Below are 22,573 nucleotides of genomic sequence, written 5' to 3' on the forward strand. Positions count from 1 at the left end.
GACGCCGACCGTTCGCTCATGTTCGAGCCCTGCGGGTCGATGGGAAGGGTGTCGTCGAGGCGCGGGTCGAGGCCCGGCTCGACGGCATGCAAGCGCGTCGACCCTGCCGTCGACGTGGTTCGATCGATGTGAACAACCACCGACACGCAGCAGATCTGGGTGGTTCTTCCCCTGGGGCCAGACGACCAGGGGCCGATACGTTCACAGATACCTGTGTTTGAAGTCGAGGCAGCGACTTCGAGAAGGATGAGGGAATCATCATGAGCCAGTCCGACGGCGAACGCTCCCCGAGCGGTGCCCCATCAGCGACGCCCGCTGCGTCTGACCGTCTGGTTGCCATGGCGGCGGCGCCGGGTCTCAAAGGCACGCTGGCCAAGCTGTGGATCCAGCAGCGCCATCTGATCCTGTACGCCTTCATCGGCGGCAGTGCCGTCGTGGTCGATGTCGGCCTGTTCACGCTGCTGCACGAGGTGGCGGGATGGCAGGCGCTCGCGGCGAATGCCGTGTCGGTGCCGGTGTCGGTCGTGTGGAGCTTCGTTCTCAATGCGACGATCAATTTCAAGACGACCGACGTCATCTTGGCCCGTCTCGCCTCGTTCTCGGTGGTCTCGGGTATCGGCTTCGCCGCCAGCCAGGCGATCATCTGGGCCGCCGAGTCGGCCGGCATTTCCGGGTTCGTTGCCAAGCTGGTGTCGTTGCCCCTCGTCTTCATCCTTCAGTACCTGCTGAACACTCGCCTCACATTCCGCGAGCAGAAACTCAAGGGTGTCCAGAACCCATCCGACACACACACGAACGACCTCGAGATCGGAGCATCGAAGTGAGCGAGAAGGTAGCCATCATCGGTGGCGGATTCACGGGCCTGACGGCCGCCTACCGCCTGGCCGAGGCGGGGGTCGACGTCACGATCTTCGAAGCCGGCAACGAGCTCGGTGGTCTCGCCAGCGGCTTCGAGCTGCTCGGCCAGCCTGCGGAGAAGGCCTACCACTTCCTCTACCGCACCGATGAGCACATGCTCGGACTGGTGAAGGAGCTCGGTCTCGAAGATCAGCTCACCTACCACGAGAGCTCGGTGTCGACGTACTACGACGACACGCTCTACCCGATGATGACGCCGATCGACCTGATCAAGTTCAAGCCGCTGAGCTTCATCAACCGGATCCGGGCCGGCGTCACCGTTCTCTACCTCCAGAAGGTGAAGAACTGGGAGAAGCTCACCAAGATCACCGCCATCGACTGGCTCCGCAAGTACGCCGGCGACCAGGTCACCGACGTGATCTGGCAGCCGCTGCTCATCGGCAAGTTCGACCGCTACTACGACAAGGTCACCATGGCCTGGCTCTGGGGTCGGGTGAAGCAGCGTGTCGACTCCCGTGCACCGGGTGAGAAGGCCGAGAAGCTCGGCTACTTCGACGGCGGGTTCGCCACCCTCGTCGGCACGCTCGAGTCGAAGGTCCGCGCCGGTGGCGGTCAGGTCCGTCTCGGTACCAAGGTCTCCTCGCTGCGCCACAACGAGGCCACCGACATGGTGGAGGTCACCGTCGATGGCGGTGCTCCCGAATCGTTTGATCGAGTGCTCGCCACCGTGCCCTCGGGCATCCTGGCCAACCTCATCGAGGATCGCCGCGATTCGGCCCCCGAGTACTTCCAGCAGCTCGAGTCGATCGACTACCTGTCGGCTGCGCTCCTCGTCTTCGCCACTGAGCAGGAAGTGTCGCCGTTCTACTGGCACAACGTGAACACGCCGGACGCTCCGTTCGTGGTGTTCCTGAGCCTCACCGCACTCATCGGCACCGAGTCGTTCGGTGGCAAGCACGTCTACTACATCGGCGACTATGTGCCGCCGGAGCACCGCTACATGACGGCGACCGACGACGAGATGCGCGACCACTGGTACGCCGAGCTGGCCAAGATGTTCCCCCACTTCGATCGGTCCAAGATCGTCGAAGACCATGTCTTCAAGTTCAACAACTCGCAGCACATCGTCGACATCGGCTTCGAGAAGAAGTTGGCCGACCATCAGACGCCATGCCCGGGAGTGCTGCTCGCGAACTTCTCGCAGATCTACCCGATGGACCGCGGCACCAACTACGCGGTCAAGGACGGCATCGACATGTCGGATCGGATTCTCGCCGAGCTGAAGACTCGCAATGCCGTCTGATGTCGATGGCTCGGCCAGCGACCTCGGTGATGTGATGGCGGAATCGTCGACCACCGATCCCGTCGTCTCGATCGTGCTGCCCACGTTCAACGAGGGCGGCAACATCGTGTCGATGCTCGAGCGTCTCGACCGAGCCCTGGCCGATCTCCCGCACGAACTCATCGTCGTCGACGACGACAGCCCGGATGAGACCTGGCGTATCGCGCAGGAATACGCGGCCGACCACCCCGGCATCCACGTCATCCGCCGAAGCACCGAGCGAGGACTCAGTTCCGCCGTGCTGGCCGGTATGCGTGCCGCCCGCGGGCGCGTGCTCGGCGTGATCGACGCCGACGGCCAACACGACGAGGCGATCCTGCCGGAGATGACCGAGCGGGTGCTGGCCGGCGCCGACATCTGCATCGGGAGCCGTGCTGTCGAAGGCGGCGGTTATGGCGACTGGGGCAAGGGACGCCGCTTCGCGAGCTGGCTCGCGACCGCCATGGCTCACATGATGCTCCAGGTGAAGGCGACCGATCCGATGAGCGGATTCTTCGTCATGTCACGCGACCACTACGAAGCGCTCCAGGGTGATGTCAACCCGCGCGGCTTCAAGGTCCTCCTCGAGTTCCTCAGTCGGTCCGAACCCAAGGTCGATGAGGTCGGTTACGTCTTCCGCAATCGTGAAGAGGGCGAGACCAAGCTCTCGGGCGGCGTGGTGCTCGACTACCTCCTCGCGCTGATCGAGCTGCGCTTCGGTCTCATCGTGTCGGCTCAGTTCACTCGCTACGCGCTCGTCGGTTCGGTCGGCCTGCTGATCAACCTGGTCGCGTTCCTGATCGCGTTCGGCCTGGGTGCCCCCGCGCTCATCGCGCTGCTGATCGGCATCCAGATCTCGATCGTGTTCAATTTCACAGGACACAATCTCTTCTCGTTCCGGCCGACCAACTACCGTGGAAAACGCTGGTGGAAGGGCCTGGCGGTCTATGAGGTCTTCAGCCTCTATGGGCTCGCCATCCAAGGGCTCGTCTTCGAAGCGTTGGACGGCCCGCTCTCGGAGCGGCTCGACAGCAGCTTCTGGGCCGCCGGCTTGTCCAACCTGCTGGCAATTGGCATGGCGGCGGTCGCCAATTACCTGCTCCATGAACGATTCACGTGGGGCCGTCTCGGTCTCGAACTGTCTCGTCCGAAGAGAAGTCGAAGATGACCATGGCGGTAGATGTCCGGCGGATGGACACGAAGTACGAAGCAACGAACGAACAGCAGGCCGACGCCTGGCGGGGCCCGGTCCTGGTCGCCACGGCACTCATCGCCGTGATGGGCGGCATGTTCCTCGGGGCGAGGAGCATCGGCCAAGACGAGTCGATCTCGGCCGGCCTGGGACTCGGCTCCTGGGAGGCCTTCCGCATCGGGGTCGGCGAGGACGGTGGCAGTCAATCGCTCTACTTCCTGCTGGTCCGGGGCGTCACGGCCGTGTTCGGCGACGCACCGTGGGTCATCCGCCTGCCGGCGCTCCTCGGAGCGATGGCAATCCCGTACCCGCTCTACCGTCTGGTGCAGCCCCGCCTCGGGCGTGACGCCGCATTTCGAGCGCTGATCTTCCTCGCCGTCGCCTACACCTTCGTCGCCAATGCTCAAGAAGGCCGGGCCTACACGGTCCTCGCCGCCATCCTCACGTGGACCTGGTTCGCCCTCGACCGTGCCCTCGAGACCGCCACGCTACGAGCATGGCTCAAGGTCGGGGCGCTCGCTGCCCTCTCGCTCTACGCCCAGCCCCTCGGCATTCCGGTCCTGATCGGTCAGGCGCTGTGGGTGCTGCTTCATCGCCGTCAGGTCGTCGGTCGCTACTTCGTTGCCGCAGGAAGTCTGGCCGCGGTACTTGCCGCACCCTTCGCCTACCTGACCCTGTTCGAGGCCGTCGATCACACCGAGTGGCTCGGCACCTTCACCGTTGGTCGGTTCGCCGAGATGGTCATGGCCATGCTCGGGGCGCAGGACATCAACGCGTCACTGTCGCTGTCGGTGGCGGGTGCGGGTGTTGTCGCTTGCTTCGCGGCGTTCGAGGCCGTTTCGTTCGGCAATCTTCGGAGCGAACACGATCGCGCCGACTATCGAGAGAAGACCCTGCTGTTCGTGATCTGGGCGGTGGTGCCGCTGATGGTGATCACGGCCGGGAGCTTCTCCCGGGCCTACTTCTCCGCTCGCTACGCGGTGCCGCTGGTTCCGCCGGTGATGGTCCTGGCCGCCGCCGGCACCGTCCGGTTGGAGCGAATCGACCGTCGTCTGTCGATGGCCGCGCTCGTCGCCGTCGCCGCGCTGCTCGGCGCACGCACACTCGGGGGCTACGGCAACGAAGACGTCCCCTGGGACGAGCTCCACGCCTTCGTGGCCGAGCGGGCGACACCCGCCGACATCATCGCCTTCGAACCGGCCTATGCCCAGTCGCCGTTCGAGTACTACACGTTCATCAACGGCGACGCCGACACGATGGCCCGTCCGATGGCTCCGGCACTCGGCTGGACCGCTCCTCGCCATCCCAACCTCGAGGAGTATCCCGACACCACGATCGCGGCGCCCGAGGGCGATCTGTGGGTCGTGCTGTGGGGCGCCCAGGGCATCGACAACGTTGCGCCGATCGTGGAGCGTCTCGACGAGCCGATGGTCGAGGTCGAGCGCCATCCGTTCGGCGTCGGTCTGGTCGTTCGCTACGAACACGTCGGCTGATCTGGATCCGTTCGAGGTCGCCACGACGCTCGCCTAGGGTGGCGGGGATGAGTATCAAGGTGCCACTGGATGAGCTGGCTGATGCCGTCGCCGGACTCGGACCGTCGTGCTTCTTGTTGACCACGAACAACGACCAGTCCCCACATCCGGCCAATGTCCCGGTTCGTTTCGGTGACGGAGCGTTCACCGTGTCGGCGGGGCGTCGCAGCACCGCAAACTGCGGAGAACGTCCGACCGTCACCCTGCTGTGGCCGACGAGCGAGCCCGGCGCGATGCACCTCTTGGTCGACGGCACAGCGACCGTGGTGGCGGCCGACGACGGTCACGTGGTCGTCGAGCCGACCGGCGCAATCTGGCACCGCCAACCCGACTGAACATCGATGGTGGCGGTGGCGTTCGTTCGGCGGTTCATCACCCGGCTGCTCCTCACGAGCCTGGTTGCCACCTTTGCCGTCTTCCTGGCGATCGAGGTGTCGATCAGCGGCGGCTACGAAGCCGTCCTCCTGCCCATGGGGGCCAATCCGAACGACCCGCGGGACGCAGCGATCATCGAGGAATTCCACCTCGACCAGCCACTCGTCATCCGCCACGCGCACTGGGTCGCCGACGCCCTCCGGGGCGACCTCGGGCGATCGACCCGAGGTGGCGTGGTGGTCACCGAGTACATCGGGCACCGGTTCACGATCTCGCTCGAGCTGGCCCTGGTGTCAATGCTCCTCGCCGTGGTGGCGGGCGTGCCCCTCGGGCTGATGGCGGCGGCCGCCGACGGTCAGCCGTCGGGTCGGGTGCTCACCGCCGGGCTCAGCGTTGCCCAGTCGCTTCCGGTCTTCACCACCGCGACGATCTTGATCTGGGTCTTCGCCGTGAAGCTGGGCTTGTTTCCCGCCGCAGGTTGGACGCGAATCTCGGAGTCGCTGATCGGAAACCTCGACGGGATCGTCATCCCGGCGGTCGCCATTGCGTTCGCCGAGATCGGGGTCATCGCTCGCGTCGTGCGGTCGGGAGTCGTCGAGGTCCTCGGCGAGGACTTCATCGCCGCCGCCATGGGCAAGGGACTCAGCCGGCGCTACATCTTGTTCCGCCACGCCCTTCGACCGGGTTCCGTGGCCCTGCTGAGTGTGCTCAGCCTGAACATTCCGTCGGTCGTTGCCGGAGCCTTTGTGGTCGAGATCATCTTCGGCATCGGTGGACTCGGGCAGTCGCTCATCGAAGCGAGCATCGGTCGAGATCTCCACATGCTGCTCGGGCTGACGCTCTACACGGTGGCGGTCTACGTGGTGGTGTCGGCGCTGATCGACCTGGCGCTGCTCTGGGCCGATCCCCGGATCCGTCGCTCCTGAACCTAGAGCTGGTGCTCAGGTCCGTTCGCTCCGCATTTCGTCGAGCGCAGCAGCGATGGTGGAGCGTGTCGTCTCCCGCAGGGAGGCCACGTCGTCGGGACCGAGTCCGTCGGTGGAAAGAGGGTCGAGCACTCGTACCTCGGCCTGGCTGTAGCCGAACCGCCAGTCGTGCTTGATCAGGGCATGACGGGTACCGATCACGGCCAACGGGAGGATCGGAGCACCCGACTCGATCGCCAGACGGAAGGCGCCATCCTTGAACCGCTGGAGCTCACCGGTCTTGGAGCGAGTTCCCTCGGGAAAGATCATGACCGAGACGTGTTTGTCGAGGCGGTCGCGACTCTGTACGAGCGCATCAGCGGCCGAAGCCTTGTCACCACGATCGAGTCGGATGTCGCCGGCCAGTCGCATCATCCAGCCGACGAGCGGGTACTTGAAGAACGTCTCCTTGCTCATCCACTTCATCTCGAATGGCAGATGAGAGATCAGCAGGATGTCGACGAAGCTCTCGTGATTGGCGACGACGACGTAGGGCCGGCGAGGGTCGGTCGGCACGGCGCCCGACACCGAGAAGCGCCACAGCGGGTTGAGGAGCTGGTGCGCCACGGCGAGCTTCCGGAAGACGAGACCGGCGTGGTAGCGGCCAGGATCGAACGGCGCAGTCACGACGCGGGTGATCAGGACGAGAGGGAAGAACGTGACGATGACGAGACCGAGGGCGAACCATGCCCACACGCTGACCAGCGAACGGACGAGTGTGTTCTGGAGGAATCGTTCCACCCCAGCGAGTGTAGGAGGGCGTTTCGGGCTCAGCCCTTGGTGAAACGAGGGTAGAGGTCGGGATGGCGCAGCATGTAGGCCGCGCCGTTGGCCCCGGCGACGGCAGCGTTCTCGCCGAAGATGGCTTCCTTGCTCCAGGTGAACAGGGCGCGGTCCTTGCCCAGCCGAGCGAGGCCGGCCGCCATCGAGGTGGCGGCCGCCAGCACGTCGGTCTGCGCTGCGACGTGCTGCACCATCCCGGCTTCGAGCGCAGCCGGTCCGGTCCAGCGTCGGGCAAGTTGGACCGTCTCGAAGAAGACCGGCATCGACAGCTTGTGACGGAACAGGGCGAGCTCGGCGTGGGGGATCGCCATGCCGAGGTCCATTTCGTTGGCACACAGGAAGCCACGGTCCTCGCGCATGACTCGTACGTCGTGGCACATCGACAGCATCAACCCGGCGCCGAAGGCGTGACCGTTGATCGCCGCAACCGTGGGTACACCGAAGGTGATGACGCGGGCCATGAAGGCCATGAACTCGCGACCGAAGACGCTCCGATCGCCGCCGCGATGCTCACCCTCGGACGTGACCCAGTCGAGATCGAGCCCGTTCGAGAAGAACTTCGGATCGGCCGAGGTGGTGACCAGCGCCGCCGGTCCGTCGGTGGCATCGATCGCATCGAGGGCCGCATCCATGGCGCGAGTGAACGAGGTGTTCCAGCGGTTCTCCCCGTCGACCATGGTGAGGATGAACACCTCGCCGTCGCGGTCGAGGGTGACCATCTCGGATTCGATGATGTGTTCGGTCATTAGTCGATCCAGGCCTTGATGGTCTCGATCGTGTCGAGCGGGTTCTCGCCGGCAGGTGTGATGTTGAGATGGGTGACGCCCACCCGCTTGTAGACCTCGAGCCGCTCGCGCACATGCGCCTCGTCACCGCACAGCATCGAAAGGTCGAGGTATTTGTCGGGAACGGCAGCGGTGGCCTCGGCCCGCTTGCCCGACAGGAAGAGGTCTTGGATCTTCTCGGCCTCTTCCTCCCAGCCGTAGCGCTTGAACAGGTCGTTGTAGAAGTTCTTGGACTTCGCACCCATGCCACCTACGTAGAACGCGATGTGGGCGCGCGCCGCCTCGCGAGCCTCGGCCACATGGGGCCCGTCGCCGAGTGCGACGACACCACCGCCGATGATGTCGAGCGGCGGGAGGTCGGGTGAACGCTTCGCCTTGCCGGCAGCCAGGGAGTCGCCCCACACCTGCTCGAACCGGTCGGGCACGAAGTGAATCGTCTGCCAACCGTTGGCGATTTCGGCCGTCAGCTCGACGTTCTTCGGTCCGATCGATGCGATGACGATCGGGATGTCCTTCTCGGGCACCCGGTTCATGAACTTCAGCGGCTTGCCCAGGCCGGTCCCTTCGCCTTCGGGAAGCGGAAGTTTGAAGGCCGGTCCGTCGTGGGTGACCTTGTCGCCGCTCCACACCTTGCGGCAGATCTCGATGACGTCGCGGGTGCGGCCCATGGGCTTGTCGAACGGATAGCCGTGCCAGCCCTCGATGACCTGGGGGCCGGACGTGCCGAGGCCGAGGATGAACCGGCCCTCCGACAGGGCGTCGAGCGTGGCTGCAGTCTGGGCGATGAGTGCCGGGCTCCGGGAGTACACCGGGAGGATGCCGGTCATCAGCTCGAGCCGCGTGGTCTTCGCAGCGAGATAGGCGAGGGTCGACACGAGGTCGTAGCCGTAGATCTCGCCACCCCAGACCATATCGATGCCGGCGGCTTCGAGGTCGACCGCCTGTTTGGCGAGGCGGTGCGGGTCGCCGTCGAATCCGATCGTGGTGCTGAGTTTCATGTGCGTGCCTTCGTGTGACTGCGATGCGTGCTGCAGCGCACACTAGGGCGCAGGCTCGGTTCGGGCGATTCTGGTGGCCGCTACCGACCGGCGGCGAGTGGGCGCCGCTGCACGCCGTCGTCGTCGAAGTTGTCGGGTGACAGCCACGACTCGAATGCTCGGCGGACTTGTCGCCAGTCGTCGTCGACGATGGCGAACCAGGCGGTGTCGCGGTTGCGTCCCTTGTAGTGCGTTGCCTTGCGGAAGGTGCCTTCGTAGGTGAACCCCAGGCGGCGCGCCGCACTCCGGGACGGCTCGTTCAGATCGTCACACTTCCACTCGACGCGGCGGTAGCCGAGGGCGAAGGCATGATCGATCATGAGGAACAGGCACTCGGTCGCTGCGGTGGTGCGCTGGAGGTCGGGACCGAACACGATCGATCCGATCTCGATGACCCCGCCCGCCTGGTCGATGCGGAGATAGCTGCAGAAGCCCGCCGGCCCGTCAGCGGCCACGATGGTGTAGGCCTGCCAGTTGGCCAGCTGGGTGAAGGTGCGGAGGGTGGCCGTGAGGCCGGCCTCGTCGGTGAAGGGGCCGACCGACATGTAGGTCCACAGCGAGTCGGGCACGGTGGCGAGCGCACCCCAGAGGGCGGGGCCGTGGGCGTCGGGGTCGAGCGGCTCGAGGCGTACGTGGTTGCCGGTGAGCACGGTCTCGTTCGACGGAAGTTCGGGCGGGGTCCACGATCCGAGGTCGTCGCCGATCGGTTGCCCGTACTCGTTGGTGGTGGCCATGGCGGTGACGCTACTGCGTGAGTTCTCCTGACGATGCCGACCACAGATCGAGGAAGAGCTCGAGCGAGCGCGTTGCGGGTCGTGGGTCGTCGGTGGCGAGCACGTCGATCAGGAGACCTCGGGACACGGCGACACCGAGGCGCAGTATGTCGGCATCGGTCGAGCCGCCGAGCCGCTCGGCAATCGGCCTGGCGTCGTCGATCCACGGGTCGGTCAGTCCTTCGCCGCCCGTCAACGCCACACACTCGAAGAAGAGCCGGATGAACGGCCGCATCTCCGGCTGCACGAGGTGGTCCCACAGCGCACGCACGAGCTCGGCCGGATCGTGGATCTCCTCGGCCAAGGACTGGAGGAGGTCGCGTTGTGACGACTCGACGCGTTCGACCAGTGCACGCACGAGGCCATCGCGTGAACCGAAGTGGTAGTTGAGCATTCGATGGCTCGACCCGATGGCCGTGGCGACCTCACGGAGACTGCGGTCGACCAATCCGTTCGCTCCGACCTCGGCAACGAGCTTGTCGATGAGCTGGATACGAACGTCGGTCACGTCACGAAACTAGCGCTCGACGCGTACTGTACCAATTGGTACAATGGCGGCCGGTTGGAAAAGCTGAGGAACACGAGCGTTCGGAAGGTCTGGTCACCCCATGAGGATCGAGCACACGATCGAGATCGCTGCCCCCGTCGAGAGGGTCTGGGACCTCACCATCGATGTCGAGTCCTGGCCCGAGCACACACCCACCATCACATCGGTGGAGCGGCTCGATGACGGACCGTTCGGTCTCGGGTCGAGGGCCCGGATCAAGCAGCCGGCGCAGGGAGCCAAGGAATGGACGGTGACGGCGTTCGAGCCGAACGTTCGGTTCGCCTGGGCGACGACGCTGGCCGGTCAGTCCTTGACCGGTGGTCACGAACTCCGGCCATCGGCGCAAGGAATGATCAACACGCTCACGCTCGATCTCGACGGGCCCCTGGCGTTCCCGATCGGTCTACTGATCCGTCGACCCATCGCCAAGGCGATCGCCACCGAAAACGCCGGCTTCAAGGCGGCAGCCGAGCAGTCGACCTGACGTTCCGGATGCGATCGCTGCGGTCAGCAGGTCAGACCCGGCCTCGGAGCACGGCGATCAAACCGATGACGGCGAAGACGACGATGATGATCCAGACGATGTTCATGAGGGACTCCTTGTGGTTCGGCCACCGGCTTCCCCCGATTGCCATCGGCCAAACCTCGCCCCGGTCAGGCTTCGAGTTCGCTCCGCGTGAACAACGGCCGGAGTTCCACGCCGATCTCGGCGAGGTTGGCCGCGCCTCCCTGCTCACGATCGATCACGCAGACCGCGCGCTCGATGATCGCTCCGAGCTCGCGAAGCTGGCCGACCGACTCGACGATCTGGCCGCCACTGGTCACGACGTCTTCGACCACCAACAGACGCCGACCCTCGATCGACGGACCCTCGGCCAGCTTGGCGGTCCCGTACGACTTGGCCTGCTTCCGCACGAACACGGCCGGGATGCCCGTGTGGAGCGACAGGGCGGTGGCGATCGGGACGCCACCGAGTTCGAGACCGGCGAGCAGTTCGGTCCCGTCCGGAACCAGCGGTACCAACTCGGCGGCGATCTGGCGGAGCGTGTCGGGCTGCGCCTCGAACTGGTATTTGTCGAAGTACACGTCGGCGGTCACCCCCGACCGCAGCAGGAACGACCCTTCGAGGTGTGCCAGCTCGTGGATCCTCGACGCGAGTTCGGAGCGTGAGACGCCTGCGTCTGGCCACAGAACCGCCTGAGCGGCGAGCGTGCCGTCAGGTCCGGCAGCGACCGACGGCCCGCCGTGCAGTTCGTAGCCAAGCGCCAGCATCTCGCTGACTCGCTCGCAGAAGCTCGAGTCATCCGGCCCGGTCAGGAGGCGATAGCGGGGAAGCCCGTTCGGTGGTCCACTCATCGCCTGCTCCTCGTTCGCTCCTGCGGCCTTGCGATGGTAGCGAGCGGTCGTTCGCCGGCGCAGCGACCACTGCCGTCAGTCGATCACGCAGAACTCGTTGCCCTCCGGGTCGCAGAGGACGGTCAGGCCCATTCCGGCAGGCTCGTCGAGCACGCTCGCCCCGAGCCCAACCAATCGCCGGACCTCGGCCGCTCGGTCGGCTGAGCGCACGTCGAGGTGGACGCGGTTCTTGTTGGTCTTCGGCTCCGGCACCCGCTGGAACCACAACCTCGGACCGCTTGGCCCCTCGACGAGCACGGTGGGATCGTCCTCGACATCGGTGATTCCGAGTGCCGCAAGACGAGCGATCTCGTCGGCGTCGTACGGTGCGACGTCATAGCCGTCGAGAACCTGCGCCCAGAATCGTGCGAGGGAAGCCGGGTGTCGGCAATCGAACACGATGTCGGCGAGAACGGCCACGCTCCACTTTGGCATGTTGTGGTGGACACGCTCCTGCTTTCCCGCTCGTGCGCTCGGTCGATGAGTGCCGCCTACGGTGGGGCAATGGCCGACCGAGAGCGGGTGGATCGAGTCCGTCACAGCTACGACGCACCCGCTCGCCGCTATCTCGATCATGTCGGCGGTGAGATGCACCACGCATCGCTCGAACGATCGGCGCTGCAGCTGTTCGCCGATCTCGCTGGGCCCGACGCGTTGACGATCGATGCTGGATGCGGGCCGGGCCACATCACGTCGTTCCTCGCTGATCGTGGTCTGCAGAAGATCTGCGGGATCGATCTTTCCCCAGAGATGATCGCCCTGGCGCAGGCGTCGTTTCCCGCCATCGACTTCCGAGTCGGCGAACTCGCGATGCTCCCGGTCGCCGATGGCGGGGTCGACGCAGTGGTCTCCCGCCATTCGATCATCCACACCGAGCCACCGCAGCTCGAGGCGGTCTTCACGGAGTTCGCTCGGGTGTTGGTCCCGGGTGGCTTGCTGTTCGTGTCGTTCTTCGCCGTGTCGGAGTCCAGCGAACATGGTGAGCCGTTCGACCACGCCGTGTGCACTGCGTATCAGTTGGACCCGTCCACCGTCGCCGGGATGCTGTCCGCGGTCGGCATCGTCGAGGAGATGCGCCTCCTTCGCCGCCCGACGACGCGTGAGCGTCAGATTCCCCACGCAACGCTGATCGCTCGTCGTGTCTCGACGTAGCCCAAGGCGGGCCGCCCTTCTACGGGAGGCGCCGCCACACTGAGACATGGGAGGGGGCGTCGCGTGTGAACGCACTGCGGTCCCAGTCGGACCAACGTGACTCGAGCTCCATGCCGGCGAGCTGCGCCATCAAGTCGAGTTCGGACGGCCACACGTAGCGGAAGGCGCCGGAGATGCGGACGACGCTATCCCCGTCGAAGCGGTAGTGCCGCGAGACGAGCACTTGACCGACGGGGTCGACGTAGTCGTCGAATCCCAGGTAGTCGTCGGTCCACGCGAACGGACGAATCGTTTGTCCTGGCGGCAGCTGGTCGAGCTGGGGCACGCCGACCTCGATCACGAAGCGGCCGCCCGGGCGCAGGTGGGCGGCAGCGTTGCGAAAGCATGCGACCTGCTGCGCCTGCGTCCGCAGGTTTCCGATCGTGTTGTAGACGAGGTACACCAGCGAGGCGTCGGTTCGCATGACGCTCGAGGTCATGTCGCCGACGATCGTGTCGATGGCTTCGGCTCCGGGCTTGCGCCGCAGCTCGGCGAGCATGGGTTCGGAGATGTCCATTCCCGACACCAGCACGCCCCGAGCCGCGAGCGGGAGCGCAATCCGGCCCGTTCCGATGGCGAACTCGACTGCCGGTCCGCCGTCGACTAGCTCGCTGAGCACGTCAACGGTGCGCCCGATCACTTCGGTGGAGAATCTGGCGCCGGCGGCTCGGTCATAGCCGGCGGCGATCGCCGGGTCGAGATGCTGATCGGGGGTTGCGAGCGCTGCGGTCAGGCGTTCGTTGGTGGTCACGGCACGACTGTGTCACAGCAAGCTCCATCGGGGTGATGAGTTTCACCCACCTCGAATCAGGCCACCGATGGTGCGGTCGATGCCGGACTTCGAGCCAGCGACGCAGCGTCCACGTCCGTGGCACGTCGGCCATCCTCGGGCGGAGAGCGATGTCATACCGCCTGGCTACGGTGGTGTTGCTGGGTGCTTCGGTGGTCCGGCAGGGCGGATCGATGGCTCGCCCTCGAGCACCAGGGTCTTCGCGACTCGGGTGGCTGCTGTCGAACAACACGAATCGACACCCCACACCTGCCCGTCAGGTGGTGGTGTCGTCGTCTGTGAGAACCGTGATGTACGGACGCTCACCGATCTTCTCGAGCACGTGCCGCCGAGCGACGCTGGAAAAGATTGTCAGCTGCTTCGTCAGCTAACCGGGCCGGTGCCTGGTGAGCCAGAACATCCTCGGACTGTCCAGATCACCTCGGTACCGCCCGGTACCGAGCGTGACTGAAGGGAAACAACATGTTCACCAACGCCGAGGCACGTCGCATCATCCACATTGTCGACACCAGCGGGTCGGCCACACTCCTGGCCACTGCCCTACGGACGGACCAGAGAGGACGATAGTCCGATCTCGTCGGAATCAGCCGTTGCTTTCTTGCTGGAAGCCTGCTGTCGGTCGGCAACCGAGGTTCGATGGCCATCCGTCAGATCCACCAAACCCTCACGAAGGAGATCACCCTCGAAATCCAGCTGGAGCTGGGCTTCGCTACCCGGTCCGAAACCTCGGGGGAGATCTCGTATATCCCTGAGGGCCGCTTCTACTACTGGAGCGCGCTACTGAACGAGAAGCTCGAGTTCGGCGAGTTCAGTGCCTGGGGCGTGGACGCTGAGGAGCGAATGCGACGTCGAGAACTCATCTACCAGGCGATTGACTCGCTGATCGCGACCACACTGATCGCTCGGCGAGCTACTTCGGTGGCCCTGGACGCGACGGCGATCAAGGCCTACTCGCGGTCGTTCAGCCAGGCGGAGCTGACGGCCGCCCGCGAAAGGATTCGCAATGGCCACTCGGCGGCGCTGCCACATGACCCCGACGCTTCATATGGCGTGAAGACCAACACCAGCGGTGGCAGCGAGCGTCACACGGTCTTCTTCGGGTACTTCTGCCATGCGCTCGTCAGGGTGCCTGACAAGGGACAGGCACCTGCGATCGAACCGCGGCTGATCGAGTCATTCAGTCTCGTGCCGGCCGACGCGGATTGCGTCGAGCCCAGCCTCGACGCGATCGATCGGGCGCTGCACCACGATCCAGGGATCTCCGAGATTCTCGTCGACCGTGAGTACAGCTACCGAACACCCGAACGCTGGATCTACCAGCTGCGCGAACGTGAGATCAGACAAGTCGCTGACCTGCACGAGAACGATCAGGGCTTCCGGCACTACCAAGGAATCAAAGTGGCGGCCGGTGTGCCCCATTGTCCTGCGACGCCGGATCATCTGGGCCACATCCGCAGGCCGTCACCCTTTGCCTCAGCTGAAGAGAAGGCAAACTTTCGAGACCAGATCGAGGAGCGACGGCCGTACGCATTTCGGCGCGTGACGAGCGTCGATCAGGCCGGCAGGATCCGCTGGGAATGCCCGGCACAGGCTGGGAGTGTCGGTTGTCCGCTCCAGGGTGTCGACGTTTCGACCGCACGGGAGATCGGCCTGCCGGTCGTCAACGCTGACACGTCCGAGCACCGTCCGAAATGCTGCACACAGAGGACAGTGACGATTGACGTGGCTGATTCGCAGCCCAAGTTGACGCAGGAGGACTACTGGGGGAGCCGCGCCTGGGAACTGAGCTATGCGCGACGCACGTACATCGAGGGCGTGTTCGGCATCATGAAGAACCAAGCGCTGGAGAGCGTGGAGAAGGGGTACGTCCGCAAGACTGGCCTGGCGTTCGTGACCTTGGCGGTCGGCATCGCCTTCGTCTCCTACAACCTTCGGACGCTGAGAAAGTGGGCAAGCGATCACGAGCCGACGATCGACCATGGGCTCACTGCCCCTGATATCGGGCGGACGGTGTTCATTGAGGTAGCACTCGATCGACACGACGAACCTGGCGATTCGTCGTCCGAAAGTGATAGCGAAGCTGCCTAGATCGAAGTTGTGTCCGATACCAGCGCGACCAGCGCCGGTGTGCTGGCCCTCGCCGTAAGTGCGCTTGGCTAGCGTGCCGTGCGGCCGTTAGGCCGATCTCGGCGCTCGCCACGGACTTGGTGCGGGTCCACGCTCGCTCGGCTCTTGGCGGTCAGCACAGCGAACAGACAACAGAAGTCAACCTTCAGACTGATTCAACAGGATCGGCCCGGAACGTCATTCGTTCCGGGCCGATCCTGTTGTGCTGACCGGACGGACCAATCTCACGTTGCCTCGAATTTCGAGAACGTGAGGACCCGACTCAGCCATTTATTCCAGAATTGTGGGCCAACAATTTCGCGAAGACCCCCCAGTGGAGCTGAGGGGAATCGAACCCCTGACCCCCTGCATGCAAAGCAGGTGCTCTAGCCAACTGAGCTACAGCCCCCGGAACGGAGGTGATGCTACCGGTCAGTTGGACGTGCCCCCACCTCTGCTCTTAGCGTCGCCTCGATGGACGACACCCGCTCGATCGCCGCCCCCGACACCGGTTCGTTCTTCTACGGCTGGGTGATCGTCGGTGCCGTGTTCTTCATGTTGCTGGTCACGGCCGGTCTCGGGTTCTACAACGCCTCGGTGATCCTGTCGGCGGCGGCCGACGAGTTGAACACCGAGGTCGGCACCGTCTCGTTCGGCCCCACGCTGTTCTTCGGCATCAGTGGCATCACCGGGTTCGTGCTCTCGAAGCGCATGGAACTGGTCGACATTCGCTGGTTCTACGTGAGCGGCGGTGTCCTCGGCGCAGCGGCGCTCGCCGGGTTGCGGTTCGTCGACTCGGTGGCGGCGCTCTATGTCTTCTTCGCATTGTTCGGCGTGGGATTCGCGCTGGCCGGCCTCGTCCCGTCGACCACGCTGATCGCCCGCTGGTTCAACAAGCGCCGCTCGGTGGCGTTGTCGGTCGGATCGACGGGGCTGTCGGTCGGTGGCATCCTGCTCACTCCGGTTGCGGCCAGCTACATCGAAGACCACGACCTCGCCGCCGCCAGCCCGTGGATGGCACTGGTCTGGTTCTTCGGTGTCGTTCCCATCGCGCTGTTGTTGATCCGCTCATTCCCCTCCGACAAGGGGCTGCAACCCGACGGCGCACCGGCTCCGGCCACGGTGGCCGCCATCCCTGGCGCGACGCTGTCGGAGGCAACGGCCACGCGGTTCTTCCAGATGCTGTGCATCACCTACGCCATGATCTTCCTCGCCCAGGTCGGTGGCATCGCCCAACTGTTCAACCTGGCGAAGGAACGTACCGACGCCGATATCGCCGCCACCGTGCTGTCCACCATGGCGTTGTCCAGCGTGATCGGGCGCCTCGTCGGCGGGGTCGTGGTCATCCGACTGTCGACCAAGCTGATGACCTCGGCCCTCACGGTCGTCCAGGCGATCGCCCTCGCTCTGATCGCCTTCGCCGACACTCGTGCGATGCTGCTGGTCTCCGCCGCCATCTTCGGGCTGAGCGTCGGCAACCTCTTGATGCTCCAGCCCCTTCTCATCGCCGAGGCATTCGGGGTCAAGCAGTACAGCAGGATCTACTCGCTCAACCAGTTGTTCGGCACCATCGGGGTCGCGCTCGGCCCGTTCGTACTGGGGCTGCTCCATGACTGGTCGAACTATGAAACGGCGTTCCTGTTCGGATCGGCCGCCAACCTCATCGGGCTCACGGCACTCTTCCTCGCGGGCTCGACCATGGTGCCGCAGGCCATGTGGAGCCACGAGGCGACCGCACCCACCCCCGCATAGCAACCCGGTCGCTCAACGTCAGAGAAAGTCGGCGAGTCGTTGCGTGGGCACGGCGTGCACGGTCCGGCCGAGGTGGCCGACCATGGTCTCGGCGGCGCACATGGCGTTCCAGATCGACTCCTCGACCGCGTCGGCGGTCGCCTCGAACAACGGCGTCATCGATCCGCTCGGCAGGGCGAACATCGAGACGGGCTCGGCGGCATCGGACGGCACGGCGTTGCCGGTCGAGAACGCCAGGAAGATGTCGCCACTCCCGTTTCCTCCGTTCCCGCCAACCCGAGCGAGACCGACGGTGGCCCGGCGAGCCAGACGTCGGCACTGATCGGCCAACAGCGGGGCATCGGTGGCCACGATGATGATGATCGAGCCGGCGTCGGCGGTGCGGGGATCGGTCGGCAGTGGTACCGCGCTGCCGTCGAGCACCGCACCGATTGGCCGACCGTCGAGGCGAAGATGCGCCCGGTTGCCGTAGTTGGCCTGGACGAGCACGCCGACGGTGTAGCTGCTGGCACCGACCGGAACCACCCGTGACGACGTGCCGATGCCGCCCTTGAACCCGTGGCAGATCATGCCGGTGCCGCCGCCCACGTTGCCCTCGGCGACGGGGCCGGAACCGGCGGTCGAGGCTGCCGCGGCGAGAGCGCCGTGGACGTCGTCGCCATGGAGCGCGAAGGCGCCGATGTCATTGAGGAACCCGTCGTAGGTCTCGGCGACGATCGGCAGACACCACTCGGTCTCGGGTGCTCGGCGGACCATCTCGGCGACGAGCTGATCTCGGACCAGGCCGACCTGATGGGTGTTGGTGATCCCGATGGGGCCGGCGAGCAGCCCGCTCTCGTCGAGCCAGTGCGAGCCGGTCATCTCGCCGTTGCCGTTGAACGCCACATAGGCACCCGGACAGAGCAGCGACGAGTCGGTGATCGGGCGAGGTTCGACGACCGTGATGCCAGTGCGAACGACCGCCGGCTCGTCACGGATGACGGTCTGGTGGCCGACTCGGACCCCGGCCACGTCGGTGATGGCGTTGTGGGGGCCAGTGGCGTAGGGGCCGATGGTGAAGCCCAGGTCACGAAGTCGTTTGGTCATCTCTCTCCCGCCGGTGGTCTCGGTCAGCTCGAGCAGCAAGCTACCGCTGGTGTGACGTTCTTCTCAGGTCGTTCCTGGATCGCGCCGATGTGACCGCATGAGTTCGGACTACGCGGTGTTCTCCAGCCCTCCCCCAGCCAACGACCCCTCGGCCGGTCGGGCGATGGGACCTCCCCCGATCCCTGTCATGACGCCCGGTTCGGGCGGGAGGGTCGAGCCGCTCGATGGCCGAGCGAACGCCACCCGAGTCACCGTATGGATCTCGACCGGCCTCGCAGTGCTGGGGGTGGCGACCGGGATCTACTACGCGCAAACCGTCGCCGGGTATCGGGACGGCTCGGTCGACCTCGACGGCCTGATCGGCGTGGAGAACCTCCATCGAGGGACCGCGATCGTGTCGCTGGCGATGCTGTTCGTCAGCGGGATCACCACCATGATGTGGCTCCACCGGCTGACATCGAACACCGAGGCGCTGCGGCCGGGCGAAGGTGACCACGAGGCCAAGTGGGCGATCCTCGGCTGGATTGTTCCGTTCCTGAACTTTGTCCGCCCTCAGCAGATGATCAAGCAGGCGTGGTCACTCACCCGGCCCCGTGACCGGAACACGGCCGCCGCACCCCGCATCGTCCGCTCGTGGTGGGCGGCCTTCCTCGCCGCCAGTCTGCTGCCGCGTCTCGCCATCGCCGGCGGTCAGCAGCCGGCGCTCGATGACGTGATCTTCAATACCTACGTCGTTGTTGTGTCGAACATGGCCCTGGTGGCGGCCGGTGTGCTGTTCGTCTCCGTTGTGTCGCGACTGACCGCCCGCCACAACGACCTCATCCAAGAGATTTACACCGCTGGCGCACCGCCCGCTTCGGTATGGCCGTTGGCGGTTCCTGCGCCACCGGCGCCGGCCGGCTTCTGACCGTCGCCTCGAACTTCAGGCCTCGCCGATGGCGTAGAACGTGCCGGTGCGGCTGCCGAAGAACAGTCGCCCGTCCCACACCGCCGGGGTCGACTCGATGCAGCCCTCCAACTGGAGGTCCCAGAGTTTCGGCGGCTCGACCGTGGTGTCGCTCAGGTCGAACGCATGGAGACCGCCCTCGCAGTCACCCTGGATGAGCACGCCGTCGACCACGACCGGGCTCTGCCACAGGGGACCGGGCAGGCGCAGCACCCAGCGCTCGGCGCCGGTCATACGGTCGAGCCCGAGCACTCGCCCGTCGTCGGTGGGGACGATGACGAGGTCGCCGTAGAGCGCCGGGGTGGCCCAGACACCGGTGTCGAGCCCGTTGTTGGCCTCACGACTCCACACGAGCGGGTCGTCGGGCTTCGACGGATCGAGCTTCATGACTTGGCCGATCTCCTTGGATCGAGCATTGCCTCGCTCGTACTCGCTGCCGACGTAGAGCATGCCCTCGTCGTCGATCACGACCGAGGCGTCGGTGTCGTCACCGGTCCAGAAGCGGAACACCCGTGTCGGCTCGACGCCGTCAGCCAGCGACGTGATGTCCCATCCCTGCACCAGGCCGCCGGAGTTGGCGAAGTAGACCGTGTTGCCACTGATGGCGACCGAGTTCTCGATCGACACGTCGTTGCCGACCGCACCGATCAACTCGGCGTCCCAACCCTCGGTGGTGAAGACCAGCTGAGGATCGACGGTGACGTTCCCGTCGGCGTCGTAGCCCCGGTTGAGCTTGACGATGAAGAACCGTGAGTTCTCACCGCCCTCGAACAAGTAGTCGTCGATGATGAGGCCCGAGCCGTCCCAGTCGTTGTTCCACTTGGTCGGCTGCACGAGGTCGGCGGCCAACTTCCACAGCACGCGCGGCTCGGGACCGTCGATGGCGACGACGTGGTAGTTGTTGTCGCGGCTGCCCGTGTACATGAGGGGGTAGCCGTCGGGATCCATCGTGATCGATCCCTTGATGATGTCGTCGGTGGCATAGGCCGGGTAGACCTCGGCGCCGGTGGCGGGGTCGAGGAAGTTGACCTTGCGGTTGTAGCCACCGAAGGCCACCCACCACTGGTCGGGGTCGACGGTTCCCTGCTCGGCGCCAGGAGGATGGAAGACCGAGGGCTGACCGGTCCACCCGGACCCGCACCACTGCTTGGCCTCACCACCAACCGAGGAGTTGGAGCAGCCGATGTCGAATGTCCACAGCACCTTCGGATTGGTCGGGACCGGACCCTGACCGTAGAACGTGCGGGTGGGGTTGCCCCGGAACGTGAGCAGCCCCTCGTTGGCGCCGAGCGCCGACCAGGGCAGACCGGATGACGCCGGGTCGACCCAGCCGTCGAACGGCGCCAGCGTCGTGGTGGTGGCCTCGGTGGTCGGCGGCTCGGTGGTGCTCGTCGACGTGGTGGAGGTTGCGGCCGTCGCTTCGGTCGTGGTGGTGCCCTGGTCGATCGCAACGTCGCCGGAGCCGGTCAGCTCGGCGGCGCCGCCCCCCGTGCAGGCGGCCAGGCCGATCGAGGCGGCCGCGATCGCACACCAGGCGGGCCGGAACCTCAACTCAGGCCGCCTTCGGCCACCAGGCGTTCGAGCGTGAGTTCGGGGTGTTCGCCGAGTACTCGGTCCATCCAATACTTGGACTCGAACAGTGCGAGGCGGGTGCCGTCGTCTCGTTCCAGGACATCGACGCCCTGCATGGCTCGCAACGCCGGCGTGCTCGCTTCGTCGGTGCGCCGGGCGATCGTGTAGCGGGTGGCGGTGAGCTCGACCGGGGCGCCGAACTCGTTCTCGAGCCGGTGGGTGGCCACCTCGAACTGCAGCGGGCCGACGGCGGCGAGGATCGGGGCCTGATCGCCGATGTCGCGTTCTCGCAGGACCTGCACGGCCCCCTCTTCGTCGAGCTGGCTGATGCCCTTGCGGAACTGCTTGAACTTCGAGGTGTCCTTCACCCGTGCTCGCATGAAATGCTCGGGGGCGAAGGCCGGCAGCGCCGGGAACGACGCCGGCTCACCGACGTAGACGGCGTCGCCGACCCGGAGGTCGTTGGCGTTGACCAGACCCAGGATGTCGCCAGGCCAGGCTTCGTCAACCGTCTCTCGGTCCTGACCGAACATGGTCTGGGCGTACTTGGTGGAGAACTGGCGGCCGGTGCGGCCGGCCGTCGCGATCATGCCTCGCTCGAAACGGCCCGAGCAGACCCGGATGAAGGCGAGGCGGTCACGGTGCGCCTTGTCCATGCCCGCCTGGACCTTGAACACCAGACCGGAGAATCCGGCGTCGAGATCGCGGCGCGAACCGTCGGCCAACAGGCGGGGCTGGGGCGAAGGGACGAAGTCGACCACACCATCGAGGAGGGCCCTGACCCCGAAGTTGGTGAGGGCCGATCCGAAGAAGACCGGGGTGGACTCGCCGGCGAGAAACGAGTCGTGATCGACGTTGCGGCCGAGCTCGCGCAGGAGTTCCGACTCCTCTTGCGCCGTGGTCCAGGCATCGCCTTCGGTGGCCGCGGCCTCGGCGGCGTCGACCGCGGTTTCCGGCGCCATCGTGGAGCCGCGTGCGGTCCGCTCGAAGCGGGTGTAGGACCCGTCGACCTGGTTGATCACGCCACGGAAGTCGCCGGCGATGCCGACGGGCCAGGTGACCGGCGTCGGCTCGACGACGAGGGTCTCCTCGATCAGATCGAGGATCTCGAGCGATCCCAGACCCGGACGGTCCCACTTGTTGACGAACGTGAGGAACGGGATCTCGCGCTCTCGACAGACCTCGAACAACTTGAGCGTCTGAGGCTCGATGCCCTTGGCCGCATCGAGCACCATCACCGCAGCGTCCGCAGCGGCCAGTACCCGGTAGGTGTCCTCGGAGAAGTCGCGGTGGCCGGGGGTGTCGAGCAGGTTGACCGTGCAATCCCGGTAGGGGAACTGCAGGACGGCGGAGGTGATCGAGATGCCGCGCTGCTGCTCCATCTCCATGTAGTCCGACGTGGCCGATCGCCGGCCCTCACGAGCCTTGACCGCTCCCGCTTCCTTGCCGAGCGCACCGCCGTAGAGCAGGAACTTCTCGGTGAGGGTGGTCTTGCCTGCGTCGGGATGCGAGATGATGGCGAAGGTCCGACGCCGGGCAGCCTCTGATCGAGCGGTGGTCACCCGTC

22 protein-coding genes and 1 tRNA gene are annotated in these 22,573 nt (G+C 65.6%); 11 read left to right on the forward strand and 12 right to left on the reverse strand.

Annotation, left to right across the window (positions count from 1 at the left end):
• Positions 1-260 precede the first annotated feature (260 nt).
• From R2733_10860 to R2733_10885, 6 genes are read left to right on the forward strand one after another with little or no spacing between them, the layout of a single operon-like run.
• The gene (locus R2733_10860; GenBank protein MEZ5377000.1) at positions 261-824 is read left to right on the forward strand and encodes a GtrA family protein; all 564 of its coding nucleotides are present in this window, start codon (positions 261-263) and stop codon (positions 822-824) included.
• Complete coding sequence (locus R2733_10865) at positions 821-2,161, forward strand: NAD(P)/FAD-dependent oxidoreductase (GenBank protein MEZ5377001.1); 1,341 nt, start codon at positions 821-823, stop codon at positions 2,159-2,161. The genes R2733_10860 and R2733_10865 overlap by 4 nt, the downstream gene beginning before the upstream one ends.
• Entirely contained in the window at positions 2,151-3,347 is a 1,197-nt protein-coding gene (locus R2733_10870; protein MEZ5377002.1) for a glycosyltransferase family 2 protein, read from the forward strand. The genes R2733_10865 and R2733_10870 overlap by 11 nt, the downstream gene beginning before the upstream one ends.
• On the forward strand, positions 3,344-4,864 hold the full coding sequence (locus tag R2733_10875; protein ID MEZ5377003.1) for a glycosyltransferase family 39 protein: 1,521 nt from the start codon (positions 3,344-3,346) through the stop codon (positions 4,862-4,864). The genes R2733_10870 and R2733_10875 overlap by 4 nt, the downstream gene beginning before the upstream one ends.
• A 47-nt stretch (positions 4,865-4,911) precedes the next feature.
• Positions 4,912-5,238 (forward strand): pyridoxamine 5'-phosphate oxidase family protein, encoded by a 327-nt coding sequence (locus R2733_10880; GenBank protein MEZ5377004.1) that lies wholly within the window; start codon positions 4,912-4,914, stop codon positions 5,236-5,238.
• Between the two features lie 15 nt (positions 5,239-5,253).
• Positions 5,254-6,204 (forward strand): ABC transporter permease, encoded by a 951-nt coding sequence (locus R2733_10885; protein ID MEZ5377005.1) that lies wholly within the window; start codon positions 5,254-5,256, stop codon positions 6,202-6,204.
• A 15-nt stretch (positions 6,205-6,219) separates the two neighbouring features.
• Here R2733_10885 and R2733_10890 read toward each other — a convergent pair whose 3' ends face one another.
• From R2733_10890 to R2733_10910, 5 genes are all read right to left on the reverse strand, one after another.
• Positions 6,220-6,984: a lysophospholipid acyltransferase family protein gene (locus R2733_10890; GenBank protein MEZ5377006.1), complete on the reverse strand. Its 765-nt coding sequence runs from the start codon at positions 6,982-6,984 to the stop codon at positions 6,220-6,222.
• Positions 6,985-7,013: 29 nt separating this feature from the next.
• On the reverse strand, positions 7,014-7,772 hold the full coding sequence (locus R2733_10895) for an enoyl-CoA hydratase/isomerase family protein (protein ID MEZ5377007.1): 759 nt from the start codon (positions 7,770-7,772) through the stop codon (positions 7,014-7,016).
• Positions 7,772-8,809 (reverse strand): LLM class F420-dependent oxidoreductase, encoded by a 1,038-nt coding sequence (locus tag R2733_10900; protein MEZ5377008.1) that lies wholly within the window; start codon positions 8,807-8,809, stop codon positions 7,772-7,774. Before R2733_10900 ends, R2733_10895 begins: the two co-directional genes overlap by 1 nt.
• An 80-nt stretch (positions 8,810-8,889) precedes the next feature.
• Entirely contained in the window at positions 8,890-9,582 is a 693-nt protein-coding gene (locus R2733_10905; GenBank protein MEZ5377009.1) for a GNAT family protein, read from the reverse strand.
• A gap of 10 nt (positions 9,583-9,592) precedes the next feature.
• Positions 9,593-10,129 (reverse strand): hypothetical protein, encoded by a 537-nt coding sequence (locus R2733_10910; GenBank protein ID MEZ5377010.1) that lies wholly within the window; start codon positions 10,127-10,129, stop codon positions 9,593-9,595.
• A 100-nt stretch (positions 10,130-10,229) separates the two neighbouring features.
• On the opposite strand from R2733_10910, the gene R2733_10915 reads away from it, so the two are divergent.
• Positions 10,230-10,652 (forward strand): SRPBCC family protein, encoded by a 423-nt coding sequence (locus R2733_10915; GenBank protein MEZ5377011.1) that lies wholly within the window; start codon positions 10,230-10,232, stop codon positions 10,650-10,652.
• Positions 10,653-10,822: 170 nt separating this feature from the next.
• On the opposite strand, the gene pyrE is transcribed toward R2733_10915, so the two are convergent.
• Together pyrE and R2733_10925 are read right to left on the reverse strand one after the other, a co-directional pair.
• Entirely contained in the window at positions 10,823-11,524 is a 702-nt protein-coding gene (gene pyrE / locus R2733_10920) for an orotate phosphoribosyltransferase (GenBank protein MEZ5377012.1), read from the reverse strand.
• A 75-nt stretch (positions 11,525-11,599) separates the two neighbouring features.
• A complete protein-coding gene (locus R2733_10925) occupies positions 11,600-11,998 on the reverse strand; it encodes a VOC family protein (GenBank protein MEZ5377013.1) in 399 nt (132 codons plus the stop codon).
• 69 nt (positions 11,999-12,067) lie between these two features.
• Here R2733_10925 and R2733_10930 point away from each other — a divergent pair, with 69 nt between their 5' ends.
• Positions 12,068-12,715, forward strand: a complete 648-nt coding sequence (locus R2733_10930) for a class I SAM-dependent methyltransferase (GenBank protein MEZ5377014.1) — start codon at positions 12,068-12,070, stop codon at positions 12,713-12,715.
• Between the two features lie 19 nt (positions 12,716-12,734).
• Here R2733_10930 and R2733_10935 read toward each other — a convergent pair whose 3' ends face one another.
• Positions 12,735-13,505, reverse strand: coding sequence for a class I SAM-dependent methyltransferase (locus tag R2733_10935; protein ID MEZ5377015.1), 771 nt, complete (start codon positions 13,503-13,505; stop codon positions 12,735-12,737).
• A 675-nt stretch (positions 13,506-14,180) separates the two neighbouring features.
• Here R2733_10935 and R2733_10940 point away from each other — a divergent pair.
• A complete protein-coding gene (locus R2733_10940) occupies positions 14,181-15,632 on the forward strand; it encodes a hypothetical protein (protein ID MEZ5377016.1) in 1,452 nt (483 codons plus the stop codon).
• A 353-nt stretch (positions 15,633-15,985) separates the two neighbouring features.
• Here R2733_10940 and R2733_10945 read toward each other — a convergent pair.
• Positions 15,986-16,059 (reverse strand) — tRNA-Ala (locus R2733_10945).
• A 65-nt stretch (positions 16,060-16,124) separates the two neighbouring features.
• On the opposite strand from R2733_10945, the gene R2733_10950 reads away from it, so the two are divergent.
• Entirely contained in the window at positions 16,125-17,402 is a 1,278-nt protein-coding gene (locus R2733_10950) for an MFS transporter (protein ID MEZ5377017.1), read from the forward strand.
• Between the two features lie 18 nt (positions 17,403-17,420).
• On the opposite strand, the gene R2733_10955 is transcribed toward R2733_10950, so the two are convergent.
• On the reverse strand, positions 17,421-18,488 hold the full coding sequence (locus tag R2733_10955) for a P1 family peptidase (protein ID MEZ5377018.1): 1,068 nt from the start codon (positions 18,486-18,488) through the stop codon (positions 17,421-17,423).
• 97 nt (positions 18,489-18,585) lie between these two features.
• On the opposite strand from R2733_10955, the gene R2733_10960 reads away from it, so the two are divergent.
• Positions 18,586-19,395, forward strand: coding sequence for a DUF4328 domain-containing protein (locus R2733_10960; protein ID MEZ5377019.1), 810 nt, complete (start codon positions 18,586-18,588; stop codon positions 19,393-19,395).
• 15 nt (positions 19,396-19,410) lie between these two features.
• On the opposite strand, the gene R2733_10965 is transcribed toward R2733_10960, so the two are convergent.
• Positions 19,411-20,985 carry a PQQ-binding-like beta-propeller repeat protein gene (locus R2733_10965; GenBank protein MEZ5377020.1) on the reverse strand — a complete coding sequence of 525 codons (1,575 nt, stop codon included), beginning with the start codon at positions 20,983-20,985 and terminating at the stop codon, positions 19,411-19,413.
• On the reverse strand, positions 20,982-22,568 hold the full coding sequence (locus R2733_10970) for a peptide chain release factor 3 (protein ID MEZ5377021.1): 1,587 nt from the start codon (positions 22,566-22,568) through the stop codon (positions 20,982-20,984). The genes R2733_10965 and R2733_10970 overlap by 4 nt, the downstream gene beginning before the upstream one ends.
• Positions 22,569-22,573: the final 5 nt, after the last annotated feature.

It is taken from the genome of Acidimicrobiales bacterium (assembly GCA_041394265.1).
Classification (GTDB): domain Bacteria; phylum Actinomycetota; class Acidimicrobiia; order Acidimicrobiales; family SZUA-35; genus JBBQUN01.

Coding starts and splice junctions, on each gene's coding strand:
- R2733_10905 (MEZ5377009.1), bottom strand. CDS start 9,582: ATGGCCACCACCAACGAGTACGGGCAACCGATCGGCGACGACCTCGGA.
- R2733_10930 (MEZ5377014.1), top strand. CDS start 12,068: ATGGCCGACCGAGAGCGGGTGGATCGAGTCCGTCACAGCTACGACGCA.
- R2733_10915 (MEZ5377011.1), top strand. CDS start 10,230: ATGAGGATCGAGCACACGATCGAGATCGCTGCCCCCGTCGAGAGGGTC.
- R2733_10870 (MEZ5377002.1), top strand. CDS start 2,151: ATGCCGTCTGATGTCGATGGCTCGGCCAGCGACCTCGGTGATGTGATG.
- R2733_10875 (MEZ5377003.1), top strand. CDS start 3,344: ATGACCATGGCGGTAGATGTCCGGCGGATGGACACGAAGTACGAAGCA.
- R2733_10895 (MEZ5377007.1), bottom strand. CDS start 7,772: ATGACCGAACACATCATCGAATCCGAGATGGTCACCCTCGACCGCGAC.
- R2733_10925 (MEZ5377013.1), bottom strand. CDS start 11,998: ATGCCAAAGTGGAGCGTGGCCGTTCTCGCCGACATCGTGTTCGATTGC.
- R2733_10940 (MEZ5377016.1), top strand. CDS start 14,181: ATGGCCATCCGTCAGATCCACCAAACCCTCACGAAGGAGATCACCCTC.
- R2733_10900 (MEZ5377008.1), bottom strand. CDS start 8,809: ATGAAACTCAGCACCACGATCGGATTCGACGGCGACCCGCACCGCCTC.
- R2733_10960 (MEZ5377019.1), top strand. CDS start 18,586: ATGAGTTCGGACTACGCGGTGTTCTCCAGCCCTCCCCCAGCCAACGAC.
- pyrE (MEZ5377012.1), bottom strand. CDS start 11,524: ATGAGTGGACCACCGAACGGGCTTCCCCGCTATCGCCTCCTGACCGGG.
- R2733_10860 (MEZ5377000.1), top strand. CDS start 261: ATGAGCCAGTCCGACGGCGAACGCTCCCCGAGCGGTGCCCCATCAGCG.
- R2733_10950 (MEZ5377017.1), top strand. CDS start 16,125: ATGGACGACACCCGCTCGATCGCCGCCCCCGACACCGGTTCGTTCTTC.
- R2733_10880 (MEZ5377004.1), top strand. CDS start 4,912: ATGAGTATCAAGGTGCCACTGGATGAGCTGGCTGATGCCGTCGCCGGA.
- R2733_10955 (MEZ5377018.1), bottom strand. CDS start 18,488: ATGACCAAACGACTTCGTGACCTGGGCTTCACCATCGGCCCCTACGCC.